Below are 21,116 nucleotides of genomic sequence, written 5' to 3' on the forward strand. Positions count from 1 at the left end.
CCTCTCACCCCGACCAAAACGAAACAAAACGAAAATCACATCAACTACCTCAGGGTGACCCTTTGGATACCGTGCCCATATGGGTGCAAATTCTTGCACTGGCACTTCTGATTCTTTGCTCGGCTTTCTTTTCCATGACCGAGACTGCCTTGATGGCTGCCAACCGGCATCGCCTCAGGCATTTAGCCAAGCACGGCAACAGGCGTGCGATTACCATTCTCTGGCTGCTTGAACGCACCGACAAACTGCTGTCGCTGATTCTGATCGCCAATACGCTGATCAACGCGCTGGCAACGGCGCTGGTGACCGCACTGGCGATTTCGGCATTTGGCAATCACGAGAAGGTCATCACCCTCGCCACTGCCTGCGTGGCCGGCCTGCTGATCATTTTTGCGGAAATCGTGCCGAAAATCATCGGCGCCACCTTCCCCGAGCGGATCTCGCTGTTCACCAGCTTCGTCCTCAAGCCGCTGATGGCGCTGGCCAAGCCGCTGCTGTGGGTGGTCAACATCATCGTGTCCTCGATTCTGCGCATCATGCACATCAAGGCCAGCGGCCGCTCCCATGATCAGCGCCTGTCGCCGGAAGAGCTGCGCTCGATCGTGCTGGAAGGCGGTAATTTCATCCCGCAAAAACATAAGAGCATCTTGCTCAATCTGTTCGACCTGGAAAAAATATCGGTTGAGGACGTGATGACGCCACGCGCCCAGGTCGAGGCGCTGAACCTGTCGGTTTCCATCGATGAGATCCGCCACCAGCTGGCTACCTGTTATCACAACAAACTGCCGGTGTACGAAGGTGAAATCAATCAGATCGTCGGCATCCTGCATGTGCGCAAGGTGGTCACTCTGTTCAGCCAGGAAGAAGAAATTTCCAGCGATGACATTCGCCCACTGCTAAGCGCGCCCTACTTCATCCCGCAAGACACGGACGTCTTCACGCAGTTGCAATACTTCCAGGAAAACCACGAACGTCTGGGCATCATCGTCGATGAATATGGCGAAGTGCAAGGTCTGGTGACGCTGGAAGACATCATCGAGGAAATGATCGGCGAGTTCACCACCTCCGTTCCCGGTGCGGCGCGCGCCGATAGCTTCAACTGGAATGAAGACGGCGAATGCCTGCTGGAGGGCGCCACCACCCTGCGCGACATCAACAAGCGCCTCGGTCTGAGCCTGCCGCTGGACGGCCCCAAGACGCTCAATGGCCTGTTGCTGGAATGGCTGCAGGACATTCCCGAAGCCAACGTGTCGGTCAAGATTGCAGGCTGCATCATCGAAATCATTCAGGTGCAAAACCAGGCGATCAAGGTCGTCAAACTGATCGTGCCGAAAGGTACGAAAGCAGTGAAAGCCGAACAATAACGATATACAAAGCTGTACCTCGTCTTCATGATCGAGCGCTTCCGCTTCTCTATGAGAAGTCCCTTGAATCCCCAAAATTCATAGAAGCGACCCGACATGGACACGCCGGCCTGAAGCGAATGCTGATGGCGGCCTCCGGCCCGGATCGCCCGCCTGATCAAGATCCCGGCCATGCATCCGCATTCAACACCGTCAGCACTATCAACGCAGTCAACACCTCCATCCGCGTCAGCACCAACACCGCCAACACGTTCAGCAGTCCACGATACCGACGACACATCAGTCGTTCACTATCTGCAAAAGATCCTGCTCGACGCCATCAGCCTGGGTGCATCCGACTTGCATCTCGAACCGTTCGAAAAGTTCTATCGCATCCGTTTTCGCATTGACGGCCAGTTGCGCGACATGCTCGAACCGCCACTGGCGATGAAAGACCGGCTGTCTTCGCGCATCAAGATCCTCGCCAATCTCGACATTGCGGAAAAACGCGTCCCGCAAGACGGACGCATGAAGCTGACGCTATCCAAGACGCGCGCCGTGGATTTTCGGGTCTCCACTTTGCCGACGCTGTTTGGTGAAAAGATCGTCATGCGCGTGCTTGATGCGAGCCAGGCGCAACTGGGCATCGATGTCCTCGGCTACGATGCCGTGCAAAAGGAAGCGCTCCTGCAAGCCATTCGCCGACCATATGGCATGGTGCTCATGACCGGGCCGACCGGCGCGGGCAAAACGGTCTCGCTATACGCCTGCCTGAATCTGCTGAACCAACCCGGCGCCAACATTTCCACCGTCGAAGATCCGGCTGAAATCAACCTGCCCGGCATCAATCAGGTCAACGTCAACGAGCGCGCGGGACTGACGTTTCCGGTGGCCTTGCGCGCCTTTCTGCGCCAGGATCCGGACATTGTCATGGTCGGTGAGATCCGCGATCTTGAAACCGCCGACATCGCCGTCAAAGCCGCACAGACAGGCCATCTGGTACTCTCCACGCTGCATACCAACGACGCCCCGTCGACACTGACACGGCTTCTGAATATGGGCGTGCCGGCCTTCAACATCGCCTCCTCTGTGATCATGATCACTGCGCAGAGATTGGTTCGCCGACTATGCAGCTGCAAGCAGGCCGCGCATCTCCCGGACGAGGCATTGCGTACCGGTATGTTGCGCGAGGCCGGATTCGCCGAGGCCGACGTGCAAAACAATTGGCCACTGTACCGCCCCGCTGGCTGCCCGCGCTGTAGCAACACCGGCTACAAAGGGCGTATCGGCGTCTATCAGGTCATGCCCATCAGCGAAGCGATTGAGCGGCTCATCCTCACGCATGGCTCGACACTGGAAATCGAAACACAGGCGCGCAAGGAAGGTGTACTCAGCCTGCGGCAGGCAGGACTGAGAAAAGTCCGCGATGGCGTCACGAGCCTCGAAGAAATCATCGCCTGCACCAATCTCTGACGGCCATCGGCTACAAAAACTACAGGAAGCACCGCTCATGGCGACATCATCACGCCTACCTCCCTCACGACGCCGCACCACGCTGTATGCCTGGGAAGGCAAGGATCGCAGCGGCAGACTCACGCGTGGAGAGATGCCTGCCAGCGGCACCACGGTCGTCCGCGCCACCTTGCGCCGTCAAGGCATCCAGGCCATATCCATCAAAAAGAAGCGCATTCAGCGCGACAGCAAAATTCGGGAAAAGGAGCTCGCGCTCTTCACGCGTCAGTTGACGACCATGCTCAAGGCCGGTGTGCCGCTGCTGCAGGCACTCAGTATCGTCGCGCGCAGCCAGACCAATCCGGCGCTGGCGCGACTGATCCTGAATTTGCGCACCGACGTCGAAAGCGGCACCAGCCTTAATCAAGCCTTCGCTCGCCATCCACGCTATTTCAACACGCTATTCTGCAACCTGATTGCTGCCGGCGAAGAAGCTGGCCTCCTGGACGAGTTGCTCGACAGCCTGGCGAATTACCAGGAGAAAACGCTGGCGCTCAAGAGCAAAGTACGCGCAGCACTAACCTACCCCGCAGCCATCGTGACGGTAGCCGTTCTGGTGACGTGCGTCATCATGATTTGGGTGGTGCCGACCTTCAAAGACGTCTTCAGCAGCTTCGGCGCCGAATTGCCTATGCCGACCCGCGTCGTCATCGCACTGTCGGATTTCATGGCGCGATATTGGTGGGCATTGGCGGCCTCATTGGCCATCGTCGGCGGCTGGAGCGTACGAACATGGCGTCGCTCAGCCTTGTGGCAAGCGCGGACGGATCGTTTTCTGCTCAGGCTGCCTGCCTTCGGCGAACTGGTCCGTAAAGCAACGGTTGCCCGCTGGAGCCGTACCCTGGCCACATTGTTCGGCGCAGGTATTCCCTTGATTGATGCTTTGCAAGCGGTTGCCGCCGCGGCAGGCAACGCCGTCTATGCCGATGCCACCACTGCCGTCCGGCATCAGGTTTCTGGCGGCACCAGCCTGACCGCCGCCATCGAACAGACAGGGTTGTTTCCCGGCATGGTGGGGCAGATGGTTGCCATCGGCGAGGAATCGGGCACGCTCGATCAAATGCTGCTTAAAGTCGCCGACTTCTATGACCTTGAAGTGACGGAGGCTGTCGCTTCGCTCTCCAATCTCATGGAACCCTTTATCATGGTGGTCTTGGGCATCGTCATCGGCGGTCTGGTGATTGCCATGTATTTGCCTATTTTCAAACTGGGATCCGTTATCTGATGCTGGACACGCTGCTGGAACCACTGCTGCAATCGCACCTATCCGCCGACATGCATCGGGGCGGCAGTCCGCTTGCGGCCTTGATTGCCGCGTGCATCGGGCTATTGATCGGCAGTTTTCTGAACGTCGTCATCCATCGCTTGCCGAAGATGATGCAGCGTGAAGCAGACAACTATCTCGCCCAGGAAGCCGGACAAGCCCCACCCCATACCGATCGCTACAACCTGTTGACACCGCGCTCGGCATGCCCGCATTGCGCGGCGCCGGTTCCCGGTGGATACAACATTCCCGTGGCTGGCTATGTGCTGTTGCGTGGCCGCTGTGTGCGATGTGCGGCGACAATCTCCTTACGTTATCCACTGGTGGAAATTTTCAGTGCGCTCATGTCGGCCTGGCTGGGCTGGCACTTCGGTCTTGGTACGGCAGGCCTGGCGGCGCTCCTGTTTGCTTATTTTCTGATTGCCCTTAGCGTCATCGATGCGCAAACGCAGCTCTTGCCCGACAGCCTGACGCTGCCATTGTTATGGCTGGGCCTCCTGATCAACCTGAACGGCTGCTTCGTCCCTCTCAGCGATGCCGTATCAGGCGCCGCAGCAGGCTACCTCTCCCTCTGGGCGGTCTATTGGATTTTTCGGCTGATCACGAACAAAGAAGGCATCGGTTACGGCGACTTCAAACTGATGGCTGCGTTGGGCGCATGGCTTGGCTGGCAAGCGTTGCCGTTTATTCTGCTGCTGGCGTCCTGCCTCGGTGCCGTCATCGGCATCGCCATGGTCTTGATGAAACGAAAAGCCGCTGATCAGACGCTGCCTTTTGGACCGTATCTGGCAATAGCGGGTATGCTGATGCTGCTGTACGGCAAATCATTTTTGTATTCCGGCTTGTATTGATGGCGCTATCGAGATGACTTCTTCCTCCACACAACAAGCGCCCTTTTCCATCGGCCTGACCGGTGGAATCGGCAGCGGCAAAACCACCGTCGCCAATCTGTTTGGCGAACTCGGCGCCGCCATTATCGACACCGATGCCATTGCCCATCAACTGACCGTGCCCGGCGGTGCTGCGATTGCGGCCATTCGCACGTCATTCGGCGATGACTTCATCACCGCCGAAGGGGCGATGGATCGCGCCAAAATGCGCGCACACGTCTTCACCGATGTCGATGCCAGAAAACAGCTGGAATCCATCCTGCATCCGCTGATCCGCAGCGAAACCGCGCGTGCCGCAGCCGAAGCGCGCGGCGATTATCTGATCTTCGTTGTGCCGCTGCTGGTGGAATCGCAACAGTGGCGCAACCGCACCTCGCGCATCCTCGTTGTCGACTGCAGCGAAGAGGTGCAAATCAGCCGCGTCATGCAACGCAACGCCATGTCCCGCGCGCAAGTCGAGGCGATCATGGCGGCACAGGCGACGCGCGCTGAACGACTCGCTGCGGCAGATGACGTCATTGAAAACAATCTCGACACGACTGCATTGATACCGCAAATTGCAGCGCTGTATGCTCGCTATCTATCGCTCGCAAAAACAAATAGTGGTGATCATTTGTAATTTTCCGCTGCATGGGTCAGAATCACGTAAATTAAGCGCGCCTTATCAATATCGGCAATATCTTCAATATCGCTTCGATATTTCAAGACATATTCATAAAGCGCGTTGTCGAATCCGGTTCAACTTTAAAGGGACGCAGCTTTGATCGTTTACGAATACCCTTTCAACGAGCGTATTCGCACGCTGTTGCGGTTGGAGGATCTGCACGAGAAATTCGTGTTCTTCCTGCATCAGGAAAGCCCGCTGCAACATCATGTCGCCCTCTCTACTATTTTCGAGATGCTCGAAGTAGCAGGACGCGCCGACCTCAAATCCGATCTGCTGCAAGAACTGGAACGCCAGAAGCAAATCCTGCTGGCTTATCAGTCCAATCCCAACGTCGAACCCGACATGCTCAATGCGATCCTCGGTGAAGTCGATCGTGCCTGCATCGCGCTGGCGGCCTCACAGGGACGGACTGGACAGAATATTCGCGAAAACGAGTGGCTGATGAGCATCCGCGGCCGCACGATCATCCCGGGCGGCGCCTGCGAATTCGATTTGCCGTCCTATTACGCCTGGCAGCAACGCACGGCTGAGCAGCGCTTCAACGATATTTCCAACTGGTTTGCACCGTTGGTCCCCCTGTTTGACGCAGTGACCATCGTCATGCGCCTGCTGCGTGAGTCGGGCCATGCGGTCAAGATCAACGCCGATGGCGGTAGCTACCAGCAAATGCTGCAAGGAAAGATTTATCAGATGCTGCGTCTGGTGCTGGACGAAGAGTTGGGTGCCATTCCGGAAATTTCAGCGAATAAATACATGCTTTGGGTAAGATTCACCTCGCAAGATGGTGATATGAAACCCAAGGCGTTTGAAGGCGAAGTGCCATTTGAACTGGCGCTTTGCGGTTTTTAAGGCTTTAGAGGTAGATGTAATGGCAACAATCGTCGACTGCCCAACATGCGGCACCAAGGTGGAATGGACTGAAAAGAACAAATTCCGTCCGTTTTGCTCGGAACGCTGCAAACAAATCGATCTCGGCGCATGGGCTGAAGAGAAATACGCGATCCCTGCCGTCAACCTGCCTCAGGAGCAGGACGAAGACAATTCGTCGGTGCAATAAAAAAAGAGAAAGAAAGATCTGGATTGAGCGGGCACCCGGTATTACAGAGCCAGACTCTATCCCCTGCCTTATAGCGGCAGACGCAACTTATCAATCCATTCAATCAGAGGTATCGTCGCCGGCAACAAGGGCTCGACTTCGACGCTTCCTTGCCAGGCAAACGCCTGCCCTTCCAGACTTTGCGGCTCACCGCGCCATTCCCGGCTGATGTAAAAATGCAAACGCACGTGGGCGTGCGGATAGACGTGCTGCACGCCGCACCACGGCTCAGCCGAGATCACTTCGATACCCAGTTCTTCCAGAAACTCGCGCTTGAGCGCATCCAGAATCGACTCGCCACCCTCGACCTTGCCACCCGGAAATTCCCAGTAACCCGCATACGGCTTGCCTTCCGGGCGCTGGCCCAGCAAGACATCGCCGTTCGGCTTCATCAGGATACCGACGGCAACATCGATGGGAGCTGCGATCGGTGCCGCCATTGTTTCGGATGCAACAGTCATAGGAGCGTGTTATAGATTATTTCCGCCCCCGCGTAGTGCCGGGAACGGTTTGGATGCAAGGCGCGACGACACGCGGGAGTGAAAATGATCCATAACACGCTCTAAGCCTTCAGCTTTCCGGCGTAGTCCTTGGAGAATTGCCACGCCACGCGACCGGAGCGCGAGCTGCGTTGCAGCGCCCAACGCAAGGCATCGCCGCGCGCTTCCTCGATCTGCGCGGCATCACAGCCGAAGTGACGCAACCAGTGCGCCACGATGTCCAGATAGTCATCTTGCTTGAACGGATAAAACGTCACCCACAAGCCGAAACGCTCGGAGAGGGAAATCTTTTCTTCCACGGTTTCGCCCGGATGCAGGTCGCCGTCATCAGTGTGCGTATAGGTCGAATTGTCCGACATGCGCTCCGGCATCAGGTGGCGGCGGTTGGACGTCGCATAGATCAGCACGTTGTCGGACTGCGCCGCGATACTGCCGTCCAGCGCGACCTTCAGCGCCTTGTAGCCGCTCTCACCCTCTTCAAACGACAAGTCATCGCAGAAGATGATGAAACGCTCAGAACGCGCCGATACCAGATCGACGATGTCCGGCAGATCGTGCAAATCATCCTTGTCCACCTCGATCAGACGCAAACCACGGTCAGCATATTGATTCAGGCAAGCTTTGATCAGCGACGACTTGCCGGTGCCGCGCGCGCCGGTCAGCAACACGTTGTTGGCAGGACGGCCATCGACGAATTGCCTAGTGTTCTGATCGATCTGCTCCTTCTGCGGCCCGATGTTATGCAAATCGGCTAGCGAAATGGCCGAGATATGTCCCACCGATTGCAGATAACCGGCGCCATTGCCGTTCCTGCGGCGCCAGCGAAACGCCACGCCCTTATCCCACTCCACGGAAGCTGCCGATTGCGGCAGGATGGATTCGATACGCTCCAGCAAAGCCTCGGCGCGCTGCAAAAACTGATCTAATTGAGTCATGACAAATTGGCAAAGTGGATAGTTACGTCACATTGTGACGGAAACCCAGCCGCCATCGCGTGAATAAAATTCGTGAAAACCCAAACCCGTTCAACTCAAACTTAAACGAGAGGTAAATTGCTTCAGAAGCGTAGCGAGCGGGTCAAGGTCGGTGCGAGAAGCGCAGCCGTACTGAAGTACGGCGAGCATCACAGCGCCGAGATTGGCCCGCGCAGTAGCTTATGAGGCAATTTACGAACGGTAGTCGGCATTGATGGTGACGTACTCGTGGGAGAGATCGCAGGTCCACACCGATGCCTTGGCCGTACCGCGTGCCAGCTTCACGCGCACCACGATCTCGCTCTTCTTCATGACGCGCTGACCGTCTTCTTCCTTGTAGTCTGGATTGCGGCCACCATTCTTGGCGACCCAGACGTCATCCAGATACAGGTTCAGCTTGGACACATCCAGATCATCCACACCGGCGTAACCGATCGCGGCCAGGATGCGGCCCAGATTTGGATCGGAAGCGAAGAACGCCGTCTTGACCAATGGCGAGTGACCGATGGAGTAGGCGATCTTGCGGCACTCTTCGACGTTCTTGCCGTCTTCCACGGTGATTTCGATGAACTTGGTAGCGCCTTCGCCATCACGAATGATCTGATGCGCGAGGTTCTGCGACAGTGCATTGACGGCAACGGCCAGCTCCTTGTATTCGGCGCTGTCGGCGCTGGTGATTTCCAGCTCGCCGGCGCCGGTGGCGATCAGCATGAAGGAGTCGTTGGTCGAGGTATCACCATCGATGGTGATGCAGTTGAAAGACTGATCGGCGGCGTCCTTGACCAGTTGATTGAGCAGCGCTTGCGGCACTTTGGCGTCGAAGGCCAAATAGCCCAGCATGGTCGCCATGTTCGGCTTTATCATGCCTGCGCCCTTGCTGATGCCGGTCATGACAACTTGCTTACCGCCGATAGTCAGCGTGCGCGATGCGGCCTTGGGCTGCGTGTCGGTAGTCATGATGGACTCGGCAGCGTTGAACCAGTTGTCGGTCTTGAGATTGCTGATGGCAGCTGGCAAACCGGCCTTGATACGGTCGACCGGCAGCGGTTCCAGAATCACGCCAGTGGAGAACGGCAGGATCTGCTCAGGCTTAAAGCCGAGCAAGCTTGCCAGTTCGACACAAGTCGCATTGGCGCGCGCCAGGCCTTCTTCGCCGGTGCCGGCGTTGGCGTTGCCGGTGTTGATCACCAGCGCCCGAATCGGGGCCGCATCGCTGACCTGCGCCAGATGCGTCTTGCAAACTTGTACAGGTGCGGCGCAGAAGCGATTGAGCGTGAACACGCCGGCAACGGTAGCCGTCGGTGCCAGTTTCATGACCAGCAAGTCCTTGCGATTGGCTTTGCGCACGCCGGCTTCGGCGTAACCCAGCTCGATGCCGGCAACAGGTTTCAGATCAGCGGAAACGGGAAGAGGAGAATTGACGGCCATGGTTGTCTAGTCTGCGATGAAAGTGAGTGAAAATCGCGGCGAAGCAAAACAAGTGCAATGCGCAAAGCCGACGATCACGGAGAGCGATATTGTAAACGGAGTGCGTGACAGGAATGTTTTTTAAGGCATCAGATTTTTAGCCACCACAAACCATGGCCGCCGCGCCAGCGGCATCAGCCGGGCATTGGCGTCGATAGGAATCAGTGACTCCGATACCGAATTGAAAACATTGCCACCGATCACGCCGGCCCAGCCTTGTTCCGGATGAATTTCATAGACCAGATCGCAATGTCCCGGCAAACCCGGAAGGATATCGTCCAGCGTCGCAGCCTGGTTGCTATCGCGCGGCGCGCAAATCAAGTCGCCCGGCGCAATTGGCTCGGTCGCCGCAGGATGCAAAACAAACAACGGCGCAGGCAGGCTTTGACGTGCCTTGAGGAAGCTCAGATAGTTGAAATGCACATCGCTGAACAGGAAGTCGTCCGGCGACACGCCGGCAGTCTGCATCAGATAAGAGATAAATGCCGCCGACCAGGCTTGCTGCGTATCGGCGCCAGTGTAGCTCTTGCCGACCGCTTGCCAATACAAGCCGACGCGCTGGACGGCTTCGCCTTCATCTTCCAGCAAACCCAGGCGCGGTGCACTCAGCACGTCACTGCGCATGTCGATCTGCTGGCGGTCGAAGAAATCCCATTCGGTTTTGGCAACAGCGAGCAAGGCAGCGCGGCTCGGCTGGTACTGACGAGCCCCGGAAACCGGTTTCAAAACGGTAGGAGTTGGAAGATTGCTGCTGCAAGCGGCCAACAGCGACAGCCCGCCTACGGAGACCGTTGCGGCCAACACGCGCCGAATATTAAGAAACCGGGATTTCATGACTAACCCTCCTTCAGGATGTGCCGCTTATTCCGGCGACACCATTTTCAGACCCACGATACCCGCGATGATCAGCGCCAAACAGGCCAGCCGGGCCGGCGATGCTGATTCGTGGAACAGTACGATACCCAGAACCACGGCGCCTACTGCACCGATACCGGTCCAGATCGCGTAAGCGGTACTGAGCGGCAGCGTTTTGACTGCCAACGCCAACAAACCAATGCTTACCACCATCGCGGCGAGCGTCGCCACGCTCGGTATCAGGCGCGTAAAGCCATCCGTGTACTTCAAGCCGACCGCCCACGCTATTTCAAACAAACCTGCCAGCACCAATATCACCCATGCCATCACTCACTCCTTTTCGTTGCCGGGGCCGTCCCCATTGAACAATACCGTGCGAGGTCGTCCTCGCATCGGCCCACGCCATCCGTAAAATGCGATGCACATAGGGAAAAGAAAAAAGAAAAAGCCGCTCCGAACTGCTGGAGCGGCTTGACGTGGCTAGCGGGTAATTTGGTAATTAAACCAGCTTGCCGTGGCACTGCTTGTATTTCTTGCCGCTGCCGCATGGGCATGGATCGTTGCGGCCGACCTTCGGCAAACCATTCACCAGCGGCTGTTCGCTGTTGCCATCGTTGCTGTCGGGGTTGGCTGTCGGCGCCAGCAATTCTTCCGGCGCTGCATCAGCATCGAAATCGGCGTGCTGATAATGCACGTTTTCGACATGCGACTGACCAAGGTTTTCTTCTGCCGCTTCGATTTCTTCGCGGCTTTGGATACGCACGGTCATAACGATCTTGATCACTTCGTTCTTGATCAGGTCGAGCATCTGAGCAAACAGTTCGAATGCTTCGCGCTTGTATTCCTGCTTCGGATTCTTCTGTGCATAACCGCGCAGATGGATACCCTGACGCAGGTGATCCAGAGCAGCCAGATGTTCGCGCCAATGGCTGTCGATGCTTTGCAGCATGACGCTACGCTCGAAACCGCTGAAGGCTTCCGTGCCGACCACATCCACCTTGGCGGCGTACGTCGTCGCGGCTGCAGACAGAACGCGCTCCAGCAATTCTTCTTCGGTCAGGTTAGGCTCGGCTTCCAAAATGCTGGTCAGCGGCACAGCCAGTTGCCATTCGTTGCTCAATGCAGCTTCCAGCGCCGGGATGTCCCATTGCTCTTCGACTGACTCTTCCGGCACGTGGGTGCGGAAGGCTTCGGTGAAGACGCCTTCACGCAGCGAGGTGATCATTTCCTCCATTTCGGCGGATTCCAGCAACTCGTTACGTTGCTGATAAATGACCTTGCGCTGATCGTTGGCGACGTCGTCGTATTCCAATAATTGCTTACGGATATCGAAGTTGCGTGCTTCCACCTTGCGCTGTGCCGATTCGATCGAGCGGGTAACGATGCCGGCTTCGATCGGCTCGCCTTCCGGCATCTTCAGACGGTCCATGATCGCGCGCACGCGATCGCCGGCAAAAATACGCAGCAGTGCGTCGTCCAGCGACAGATAGAAACGCGACGAGCCCGGATCGCCTTGACGACCGGAACGACCACGCAACTGATTGTCGACGCGGCGGGATTCGTGACGCTCGGTACCGATGATGTGCAGACCGCCTGCGCCAACCACGTGATCGTGCAGCGATTGCCACTCATCACGCAGCTTTTGCGCCTGCGCTTCTTTGTCGGCATCCGACAGAGCAGCATCCGCTTCGATGATCTGGATTTGCTTTTCGACATTGCCGCCCAGCACGATGTCGGTACCGCGACCGGCCATGTTGGTGGCGATGGTGATCATCTTCGGACGGCCGGCTTGCGCAATGATTTCCGCTTCGCGTGCATGTTGCTTCGCGTTGAGGACGTTATGCGGCAGCTTGGCCTGATTCAGAATGCCGGACAGCAGTTCAGAGTTTTCGATCGAGGTCGTACCGACCAGCACCGGTTGGCCACGGTCGTAGCAATCCTGGATGTCCTTGACCATCGCCATGTACTTCTCTTGCGATGTCTTGTAAACCTGATCCTGACGGTCTTTGCGTGCGCTTGGACGGTTCGGCGGAATGACCACGGTTTCCAAGCTGTAGATTTCCTGGAATTCGTAGGCTTCGGTATCGGCCGTACCGGTCATGCCGGACAACTTGCCGTACATGCGGAAGTAGTTCTGGAACGTGATCGACGCCAGCGTCTGATTCTCGTTCTGGATCTTGACGCCTTCCTTGGCTTCCACGGCTTGATGCAGACCGTCAGACCAGCGGCGGCCCGTCATCAGGCGACCGGTGAATTCATCGACAATCACGACTTCGCCGTTTTGCACCACGTATTGCTGATCCTTGTGATACAGCGTGTGAGCGCGCAAGGCTGCGTAGAGGTGATGCACCAGCGAGATGTTGGAAGCGTCGTACAGCGAAGCGCCTTCCGGCAGCAAGCCCATGCTGGTCAGGATTTGTTCGGCGTGTTCGTGACCGGCTTCGGTCAGCAGAACCTGATGGCCCTTTTCATCCTTGGTGTAATCACCCGGGACTTCAACCTTGCCTTTGCCGTCGGGAGTTTCTTCACCGATTTGCAGTGTCAACAGGGGCGGCACGCCATTGATCTTGTGATACAGATCGGTGTGGTTCTCAGCTTGGCCGGAAATGATCAGCGGCGTACGCGCTTCATCGATCAGGATCGAGTCGACTTCATCGACGATCGCAAAATTGAGGCCGCGCTGCACGCGATCGCCGGCGTCGAACACCATGTTGTCGCGCAGGTAATCGAAACCAAATTCGTTGTTGGTGCCGTAGGTGATGTCGGAAGCGTAGGCGGCCTGCTTGAGGTCGTGCTCCATCTGCGACAGGTTGATGCCGGTCGTGAGACCCAGCCAACCATACAGCTTGCCCATCCATTCAGCATCACGCTGCGCCAAGTAATCATTGACCGTCACCACGTGCACACCCTTGCCTGACAAGGCGTTCAGGTACGCAGGCAAGGTTGCCATCAGGGTTTTACCTTCACCGGTGCGCATTTCGGCGATCTTGCCGAAGTGCAGCACCATGCCACCGATCAGCTGGACATCGAAATGGCGCATCTTGAGAACGCGCTTGCTGGCCTCGCGGCAGACCGCGAACGCTTCCGGCAAGATGTCGTCGAGCTTGGCGCCGTCGGCCACGCGTTGCTTGAATTCAGGCGTCTTGGCTTGCAGCTCGGCATCCGACAGTTTCTCGATATCCGCCTCGAGCGCATTGATTTGGCGGACAATTTTTTGATATTGTTTGAGCAACCGCTGATTGCGGCTACCGAAAATCTGGGTCAGTAATGACATGCTTGGATTCTAAAAAAGCGCCGAAAAATGACTCTGCGCGGCAATTTTGCCCGCACGGAACCGGAATGAGGCCAATAAACCTTGGATTTTAGCATGCAAGCGCCCCGCTTCAGTGTTCCAGCCGGGTGCATGCACGAGGAGAGATGCTCGCAGTCATCGATGACCGGAAAAACATTCCCCATGACAATCATCGAAACATCCATGCCGGATTGCAGTAACGGCATCTTTGTTATCGCAAATCGTCGGTTCGTCAGTTCAAATACTGACGATAGATTGGGCCATGCCTGAAAGATTCAATATGGCAGTCAGATTTCCGGCCAGGAGAACCGCGACCGGAGAAGAGCTTAATGTCCGGCGACGAACACCGGCGCAGCTTTGGGACCGCCACCCGGACTACCCAGCGCAAGGAATTTGCGCGGATCCTGCGCCACGCCGCGGATACGCACTTCGAAGTGCAGATGTGGGCCGGTCGAACGTCCGGTCGTACCAATGTCGGCCACGTGCTGGCCGCGTTTGACAATGTCGCCGACTTTCACGTACAGCTGCGAGGCATGCGCGTAGCGCGTGATAAGGTCATTGCCATGATCGATTTCCAGCATGTTGCCGAACTGATAATGATATTCGGCGGCGATCACCACGCCTGCGGCTGCTGCAACGATGGGCGTGCCGGTCGACGCCGGAAAATCCAGGCCTTCGTGGAAAGCATTGTGGCCGGTGAAGGGATCCAGACGCCAGCCGAAACTCGATGAGTTGTAGGCTACATTGACGGGTGGATTGGTCGGCAGCAGGCGCGACTTGATCTTGTCGGCCATGAGCGTGGATTCCACCGCATTCATGTAGTCGGAGCGATGCCCGACATCAACCGCCAGCGCATCGAGCATTTTTTGCAATTCGCCCATGCCCACTTCTTGTCCTGCGCCACCGATGGACGACACTTCCATACCGCCGCGCCCCGGTTTTTCCTTGAAGTTGAATTCCTCCGGACGCACGCCTGCCAGCCCCTGTACGCGCTCACCGAGCGCATCGAGACGCATCAGCTGCGCCTGCATTTCGCCCAGCTTGACGGCCATGACGGCGAGGTTTTCCTTGAGATATTTGTCTTTGCGATCGTCTTCCTGCTGCGTCATCGACACCAGCAGTTTGTGCAACATCGGCGAGCTTTCACCATCGGCCGCATTACGTAAAACGAGATAAGACAACGCAGCCGCCGAGACGGCAATACTGATCACCAGAAAAAGCAGTACTGCGATGACATGTTTGGAAGTCAGCGTGACTGACCGTGCGCGCGTAAAGCGCGGGTGCAGCAGAATAATTTGCATCTTTACTCCTTTGACTCTCATCCGCTTCGGATGAGATGTGATAAGGTTTAAAGATGAAGTCTCGCTCCACATTTACCCCTTATCGCCGTGGTCCGTCGGCTGCGCAACTGATGCGCAAACCGCGGGACGCGACAGATTTTTTGACGTCGGATAATGCAATGGCAACGTTGATGCCTGCCATTACCCGGATGGCGGCGCTGCAAAAAAGCTGCGCCGCGATTCTGCCGGCTATTTTCAAATCGTGCGACGTCATGAACTTCGAAGGCGGCCAGTTGGTACTGAGCATGCCCAATGCGGCGCTTGCCGCGAAGCTCAAACAACAATTGCCGAAGTTGCAAGAACGTCTGCTAAAAGATGGATGGCAGGTTAATGCAATCCGGATCAAAGTACAAGTTGGCAAAAACTATGTCGTTCCACCGGTCGAGCGCCGGGTGCTGACTTTGTCCACCGCGGCAGTTGCCTCATTCGCAGAACTGAACGAGGCGCTGGAAGATTCCAAACAGAATCAGGCGCTCAAGACTGCACTGGCGAACATGGTACGCCGCAATACCGGCGTCAAATAGAAAGAGAACAGAAAGAAACCCGGCCTTGTTCTTGCTCTGGCGAAAGAGGTGTTCGCCAGAGTCGCCGCGTGCAGCGAAGGCTGCATTGGCGAATGTATCGGGTAGATGTCTGACAAAACATCAGACTACAGATCTGATTAAATACTGCCCCCAAAACCAGGCTTGAGACCTTGCCTGGATTCAGACTCCGGCTTAGTTAAGCGCCCACTCCTGCTTGGCCTGCATCACATACGTCTGTGGCGCCGACTCCAGCGTGTCAAAAGTAACAATATCGTAAGCATCCGGCTGATCCAGCAAAGCGCGCAAGAGCTGGTTGTTCATACCGTGACCGGACTTGTGAGCGTTATAACTGGCCAGCAAGGGATGACCGATCAGGTACAGATCACCGATGGCATCGAGGATCTTGTGACGCACGAACTCATTGTCGTAGCGCAGGCCGTCTGCGTTGAGAATGCGGTATTCGTCCATCACAATCGCATTTTCGAACGAGCCGCCACGGGCCAGGCCCATACCGCGCAAAGTTTCCACATCCTGCATGAAACCGAAGGTACGCGCACGCGCGATTTCCTTGACGTAGGACTCGATGGCGAAATCGACCTCGGCCGTTTGGCCGGTGCCGTCGACGGCGGGGTGATTGAATTCGATAAAGAACTTCAGCTTGAAACCGTTGTAAGGCTCGAGACGCGCCCACTTTTCCTTGTCGCCCTGGCCTTCACGTACTTCCACGGGCTTTTTGACGCGGATGAATTTCTTCGGCGAGTTTTGCTCTTGCAGACCGGCTTGCTGCAGAAGGAACACAAACGAGGACGCCGAACCATCCATGATGGGAATTTCTTCGGCGGTCAGATCGATGTACAGATTATCGATGCCAAGGCCCGCGCAAGCCGACAGCAGATGTTCTACGGTAGAGACGCGCGCACCGTCCTTCGACAGCACCGAGGCCATGCGGGTGTCGCCCACCCCGGTAGCTGACGCTGGGAATTCCACGACAGGATCTAGGTCGATACGGCGGAAAATAATCCCGGTGTCGACGGCAGCCGGACGCAGGGTCAGCTCCACCTTGGTGCCGGAATGCAAACCGACGCCGACGGTCTGGACGAGATTTTTAATGGTGCGCTGTTTTAACATCCCGCCATTATAGCCAAGATGGCATTGGGCCTGCTGCCGGCATGCTGACTGTTGCAAAAAAGTTCCCGCACTGCAAAAAAAGGTAAAAAGCGCGGAGACAGCCCTTTCGGACCGCCTTCCGCGCCTTTTTCAGTACCCTTCCGGCATGAGTCAGTCAGCGACTGATCCCTCCAAATGAGTACAGATCAACTCAGCTTAACCCAGTTGGCCAAGCAGTGTTTCTGCGTTGGAGACTTCGAACTTGCCTGGCGCTTCCAGGTTCAGTTGCTTGACGACACCGTCTTCGAGCAGCATCGAATAACGCTGCGAACGCACGCCCATGCCCTTTTCGGTCAGATCGAATTCCAGGCCTACGGCCTTGGTGAAGGTCGCGCTGCCGTCAGCCAGCATGCGCACCACGCCGGTTGCCTTTTGATCGCGGCCCCATGCGCCCATCACGAACGCGTCGTTGACCGAGATGCACCAGATTTCATCAACGCCCTTGGCCTTGAACTCAGCTGCGTGCTGGATGTAGCCCGGCACGTGCTTGGCGGAACAGGTCGGGGTGAATGCGCCTGGCAATGCAAACAAGGCAATCTTCTTGCCCTTGACCAGATCGGACACCTTGAATGTGTTCGGGCCGAGCGAGCAACCTTCGGTTTCGGTCTCGATGAATTCAGCCAGTGCGCCTTCCGGCAGGCGATCGCCAACTTTAATGGTCATGATGATTTCCTTCTTGTGAGTAATTCAATAATTCGGGAATGCTCGGTCTGCGCTGCCCGCGATATCTAAGCAGACAGACAAAAAAACGCCGCGCACAAAGGCGCGGCGCGCAGGCGATAGTATGCCTGTTTATGACTTTGGTTGCTGCCTGCGAAACAGGCCGTAACCTCGGTCATGTATTACTTGGTCAGCTTGCTCAGTCAGCCTGCTTACGCAGAAAAGCCGGAATGTCATACGTTTCCATGCCATTCTTTTCCAGCGCACGCACGGTGTCGGAAGCCGACTCGCGACGCCATACCGCCGGCGCCTTCATGCCACCGAAAGCTGCGCCGGTTTGCGCGCCGCCGTTGGTGCCATTGTTCATGGTACCGGTGCCGGCCATCATCGGCTCATTGTGCGTACCGGTGCGCAGCATCGGCGTTTGCACCAATTGCACCGACTTGCGGCTACGACCCAGACCAGTTGCCACAACAGTCACGCGGATGTCGTCGCCCATGGTGTCGTCGTAGGCGATACCTTGTGCGATCGATGCATCAGCTGCAGCGAAAGCGCGGACGGTCGCCATGACTTCCTTGATTTCCTTACCCTTGAGGCTACGGCTGGCGGTCACGTTGACCAGCACGCCGCGCGCGCCGGACAGGTCGATACCGTCGAGCAGCGGCGATGCCACTGCCTGCTCTGCCGCCACGCGGGCGCGATCCATACCGGAAGCGGTTGCCGTACCCATCATGGCCTTGCCCTGCTCGCCCATGATGGTCTTGACGTCATTGAAGTCGACGTTGATATGGCCCGGCACGTTGATGATTTCGGCGATACCGGCGACGGCGTTGTTCAGCACGTCATCAGCATGGCCCAGCCATTCGATCATGCTGTCGTCTTCGTAGATCTCTTCCAGCTTTTCGTTCAGGATGATGATCAGCGAGTCGACGTGCTGCGCCAGTTCTTCCAGACCCTGATCAGCGATGTCCATGCACTTCTGACCTTCGTACGAGAACGGCTTGGAAACCACGGCAACAGTCAGTGCACCCAGCGACTTGGCAACTTCTGCCACCACCGGTGCTGCACCGGTGCCGGTGCCGCCGCCCATGCCTGCGGCGATGAACACCATGTGCGCGCCGCGCAGTGCATCTTCGATGCGCGAGCGGGTTTCTTCAGCCAGACGGCGGCCGACTTGCGGCTGCATGCCGGCGCCCAGGCCGGTTTCACCGATCTGGATGACATTGTCGGCCTTCGACATCTTCAATGCTTGCGCATCTGTGTTCGCTGCAATGAACTCAACGCCGGACACGCCCTTGTTGATCATGTGCTGCACCGCGTTGCCGCCTGCACCGCCCACGCCCACGACCTTGATGATCGTGCCGAGAGTGGCGTTGTCGAGCATATCTATTTCCATGATGACTCCTTAAATATATGTATGTGCAGCTTGCAGTTGATAGGCATCACGCGGTGTGACGACTAGCAACTGAGAACTGCGTGTTGCTGATCCGAAGAACTGAATGACTAAAAAACGAGTAACCAAATGAATGACGCGACTGCTTAAAAATTGCCTAAAAACCATTCCTTCATGCGCTGCCAGATTGCCTTTACCGAACCTTCCTGTCGGGTGACGATGTACCCGCGCAGATATTGCTTTTTCGCTTCCAACAACAACCCCAAAACCGTCGAATAGCGTGGGCTGCGCACTACATCAGCCAGTTGGCCGCTATATTCCGGCGTCCCCAGTCGGGCGGGCTTGAGGAAGATGTCCTCTGCCAGCTCAATCATTCCTGGCATCATCGCGGAGCCGCCGGTGAGGACGATGCCTGACGACAGCACCTCTTCGTAACCGGATTCGCGCACCACCTGATGCACTAATGCAAACAACTCTTCCACGCGCGGCTCGATCACAGCCGCCAACGCCTGGCGCGACAGGGTGCGCGGATTGCGGTCACCCAGTCCCGGCACTTCCAGCGTCTCGGTCGGATCGGCCAGGATTTGCTTCGCCACGCCGTAACGCAGCTTGATTTCTTCCGCTTCCAGCGTTGGCGTACGCAAGGCCATCGCGATGTCGTTGGTGATCTGGTCGCCGGCGATCGGGATCACTGCGGTGTGGCGAATTGCGCCTTCGGTAAACACCGCCACATCAGTCGTACCGCCGCCGATATCGACCAGCACCACACCCAGTTCGCGCTCGTCCGGCGTCAGCACGGAATCGGCAGAAGCCATCGGCTGCAGAATCAGATCGGACACTTCCAGACCGCACCGGCGCACGCACTTCACAATGTTCTGCACCGCCGACACCGCGCCGGTCACGATGTGCACTTTTACCTCGAGTCGGATGCCGCTCATGCCGATTGGTTCACGTACATCTTCCTGATTGTCGACGATGAATTCCTGCGGCACGGTATGCAGCAATTGCTGGTCGGTCGGGATGTTGACAGCCTTGGCGGTTTCGATAACGCGCGACACGTCCGCGGCGCTGACTTCCTTGTCCTTGATGGCCACCATGCCGCTCGAATTGAAGCTGCGGATATGACTGCCCGCGATGCCGGTATAGACATTGCGAATCTTGCAATCCGCCATCAGCTCGGCCTCTTCCAGCGCGCGCTGGATCGATTCGACCGTAGCTTCGATGTTGACCACCACGCCCTTCTTCAATCCCTTGGATTCGGACTGGCCCAGGCCGATCACTTCGTGGCGTCCGTCCTGCAATACTTCCGCCACCACGGCCACCACCTTGGAGGTGCCGATGTCGAGACCGACGATCAGGTTTTTTGCGTCTTTTGTCATATCGTTCCGCTTATTTTTTCTTTCCGTTCAATGCAGCCAGTACCAATCCATCCGCCTTCAACGCCAGGCCGTTCGGATAGCGCATGTCGACATTTTCAATTTTCTTCCCCTGCAGGCGGTCCATCAGCTGCGGATAGACGGAAACCAGCCTGGCAATTCTTTCCTTCAGCGTGGCGTCGCTTTCGGCACGTCCCAGCTCGACCGTGATGCCGTTGTCCAGCTTCACAGTCCAGGCATACCGGTTCGACAAGGCCACGGCTTCCGGCACCACCTTGATCGGTGCCAGCCAGTCGCGGAACTGATCAAAACGCGCCACTACTTCCTTCTCGCTGCCGTCCGGTCCATCAAACTCCAGCAAGTCGCCATCGTCTTCCGCTTCAGCCAGATTGGCGGTAAACACATCGCCCTTGACCGACAGCAAACGCCCGTCATCACCCCATGTACCGAGCGCACGATGCTCTTCAATCGTCACGATCAGCTTGTTCGGCCATTCGCGACGCACCATGGCTTTACGCACCCATGGCACCGATTCGAACGCGCCACGCACTGCGTCCAGATCGGCAGTAAAAAAATTGCCCTTGATGCGCGGTACTGCGCTGGCGCGTATCGTCAGCGGGTTCACGCGGCGCAATTGCTCCTGCGCCACACCTTCGACGCGTATGGTCTTGAGCGTGAACATCGGCCGCTGCGCCAGCCACCACAGGCCGGATGCCAGCAATGCCAGCAGCACCAGCGCCAGCAGGGCGTTGGTGATTGCGTTGAGCATTTTGACGTCTTGCCACATGGTCGCGTT

19 protein-coding genes and 1 pseudogene are annotated in these 21,116 nt (G+C 57.0%); 8 read left to right on the forward strand and 12 right to left on the reverse strand.

From position 1 onward, the window contains the following. The first annotated feature begins 62 nt into the window (after nt 1-62). The 7 genes and pseudogenes from PQR63_RS12690 (at nt 63) to yacG (ending at nt 6,733) form a co-directional block, all read left to right on the forward strand. A complete protein-coding gene (locus tag PQR63_RS12690; RefSeq protein WP_408168245.1) occupies nt 63-1,364 on the forward strand; it encodes an HlyC/CorC family transporter in 1,302 nt (433 codons plus the stop codon). A gap of 255 nt (nt 1,365-1,619) precedes the next feature. Beyond that, a pseudogene (locus PQR63_RS12695) lies at nt 1,620-2,816 on the forward strand (ATPase, T2SS/T4P/T4SS family); the annotation flags it as partial. Nucleotides 2,817-2,853: 37 nt separating this feature from the next. Then, nucleotides 2,854-4,080 carry a type II secretion system F family protein gene (locus tag PQR63_RS12700; protein ID WP_408168246.1) on the forward strand — a complete coding sequence of 409 codons (1,227 nt, stop codon included), beginning with the start codon at nt 2,854-2,856 and terminating at the stop codon, nt 4,078-4,080. Between the two features lie 50 nt (nt 4,081-4,130). After that, nucleotides 4,131-4,970 carry a prepilin peptidase gene (locus PQR63_RS12705; protein ID WP_408168335.1) on the forward strand — a complete coding sequence of 280 codons (840 nt, stop codon included), beginning with the start codon at nt 4,131-4,133 and terminating at the stop codon, nt 4,968-4,970. Nucleotides 4,971-4,983: 13 nt separating this feature from the next. Further along, a complete protein-coding gene (gene coaE / locus PQR63_RS12710) occupies nt 4,984-5,628 on the forward strand; it encodes a dephospho-CoA kinase (RefSeq protein ID WP_408168247.1) in 645 nt (214 codons plus the stop codon). Between the two features lie 141 nt (nt 5,629-5,769). Continuing rightward, nucleotides 5,770-6,525, forward strand: a complete 756-nt coding sequence (gene zapD, locus PQR63_RS12715) for a cell division protein ZapD (protein WP_094565631.1) — start codon at nt 5,770-5,772, stop codon at nt 6,523-6,525. A 19-nt stretch (nt 6,526-6,544) separates the two neighbouring features. After that, nucleotides 6,545-6,733, forward strand: coding sequence for a DNA gyrase inhibitor YacG (gene yacG / locus PQR63_RS12720; RefSeq protein WP_094565632.1), 189 nt, complete (start codon nt 6,545-6,547; stop codon nt 6,731-6,733). A 68-nt stretch (nt 6,734-6,801) separates the two neighbouring features. On the opposite strand, the gene PQR63_RS12725 is transcribed toward yacG, so the two are convergent. The 7 genes from PQR63_RS12725 to PQR63_RS12755 form a co-directional block, all read right to left on the reverse strand. Then, on the reverse strand, nt 6,802-7,233 hold the full coding sequence (locus tag PQR63_RS12725; protein ID WP_408168249.1) for an NUDIX domain-containing protein: 432 nt from the start codon (nt 7,231-7,233) through the stop codon (nt 6,802-6,804). Between the two features lie 101 nt (nt 7,234-7,334). After that, entirely contained in the window at nt 7,335-8,207 is an 873-nt protein-coding gene (locus PQR63_RS12730; protein ID WP_408168250.1) for an ATP-binding protein, read from the reverse strand. A gap of 231 nt (nt 8,208-8,438) precedes the next feature. Further along, complete coding sequence (gene argJ, locus PQR63_RS12735; RefSeq protein ID WP_408168252.1) at nt 8,439-9,674, reverse strand: bifunctional glutamate N-acetyltransferase/amino-acid acetyltransferase ArgJ; 1,236 nt, start codon at nt 9,672-9,674, stop codon at nt 8,439-8,441. Nucleotides 9,675-9,794: 120 nt separating this feature from the next. Beyond that, complete coding sequence (locus PQR63_RS12740) at nt 9,795-10,547, reverse strand: DUF2272 domain-containing protein (protein ID WP_408168253.1); 753 nt, start codon at nt 10,545-10,547, stop codon at nt 9,795-9,797. Nucleotides 10,548-10,574: 27 nt separating this feature from the next. Continuing rightward, nucleotides 10,575-10,895 (reverse strand): quaternary ammonium compound efflux SMR transporter SugE, encoded by a 321-nt coding sequence (gene sugE / locus PQR63_RS12745; protein WP_408168254.1) that lies wholly within the window; start codon nt 10,893-10,895, stop codon nt 10,575-10,577. A 172-nt stretch (nt 10,896-11,067) separates the two neighbouring features. After that, nucleotides 11,068-13,842 (reverse strand): preprotein translocase subunit SecA, encoded by a 2,775-nt coding sequence (gene secA, locus PQR63_RS12750; RefSeq protein ID WP_408168255.1) that lies wholly within the window; start codon nt 13,840-13,842, stop codon nt 11,068-11,070. A gap of 344 nt (nt 13,843-14,186) precedes the next feature. Next, a complete protein-coding gene (locus PQR63_RS12755; protein WP_408168256.1) occupies nt 14,187-15,161 on the reverse strand; it encodes a M23 family metallopeptidase in 975 nt (324 codons plus the stop codon). 158 nt (nt 15,162-15,319) lie between these two features. On the opposite strand from PQR63_RS12755, the gene PQR63_RS12760 reads away from it, so the two are divergent. Next, nucleotides 15,320-15,724, forward strand: coding sequence for a DciA family protein (locus PQR63_RS12760; protein ID WP_408168257.1), 405 nt, complete (start codon nt 15,320-15,322; stop codon nt 15,722-15,724). Nucleotides 15,725-15,916: 192 nt separating this feature from the next. Here the strand turns inward: PQR63_RS12760 and lpxC are convergent, their stop codons facing one another. From lpxC to PQR63_RS12785, 5 genes are all read right to left on the reverse strand, one after another. Then, entirely contained in the window at nt 15,917-16,852 is a 936-nt protein-coding gene (lpxC, locus tag PQR63_RS12765) for a UDP-3-O-acyl-N-acetylglucosamine deacetylase (protein WP_408168259.1), read from the reverse strand. A 195-nt stretch (nt 16,853-17,047) separates the two neighbouring features. Beyond that, a complete protein-coding gene (locus tag PQR63_RS12770; protein WP_408168260.1) occupies nt 17,048-17,554 on the reverse strand; it encodes a peroxiredoxin in 507 nt (168 codons plus the stop codon). Between the two features lie 196 nt (nt 17,555-17,750). Further along, entirely contained in the window at nt 17,751-18,947 is a 1,197-nt protein-coding gene (ftsZ, locus tag PQR63_RS12775; protein ID WP_408168261.1) for a cell division protein FtsZ, read from the reverse strand. A gap of 143 nt (nt 18,948-19,090) precedes the next feature. Continuing rightward, nucleotides 19,091-20,323: a cell division protein FtsA gene (gene ftsA, locus PQR63_RS12780; protein ID WP_007878109.1), complete on the reverse strand. Its 1,233-nt coding sequence runs from the start codon at nt 20,321-20,323 to the stop codon at nt 19,091-19,093. A 10-nt stretch (nt 20,324-20,333) separates the two neighbouring features. Beyond that, entirely contained in the window at nt 20,334-21,107 is a 774-nt protein-coding gene (locus tag PQR63_RS12785) for a cell division protein FtsQ/DivIB (protein ID WP_408168264.1), read from the reverse strand. Nucleotides 21,108-21,116 lie beyond the last annotated feature (9 nt).

Origin of the sequence: Herbaspirillum rhizosphaerae, assembly GCF_046025915.1 — a bacterium.
GTDB lineage: Bacteria > Pseudomonadota > Gammaproteobacteria > Burkholderiales > Burkholderiaceae_D > Herbaspirillum > Herbaspirillum rhizosphaerae_A.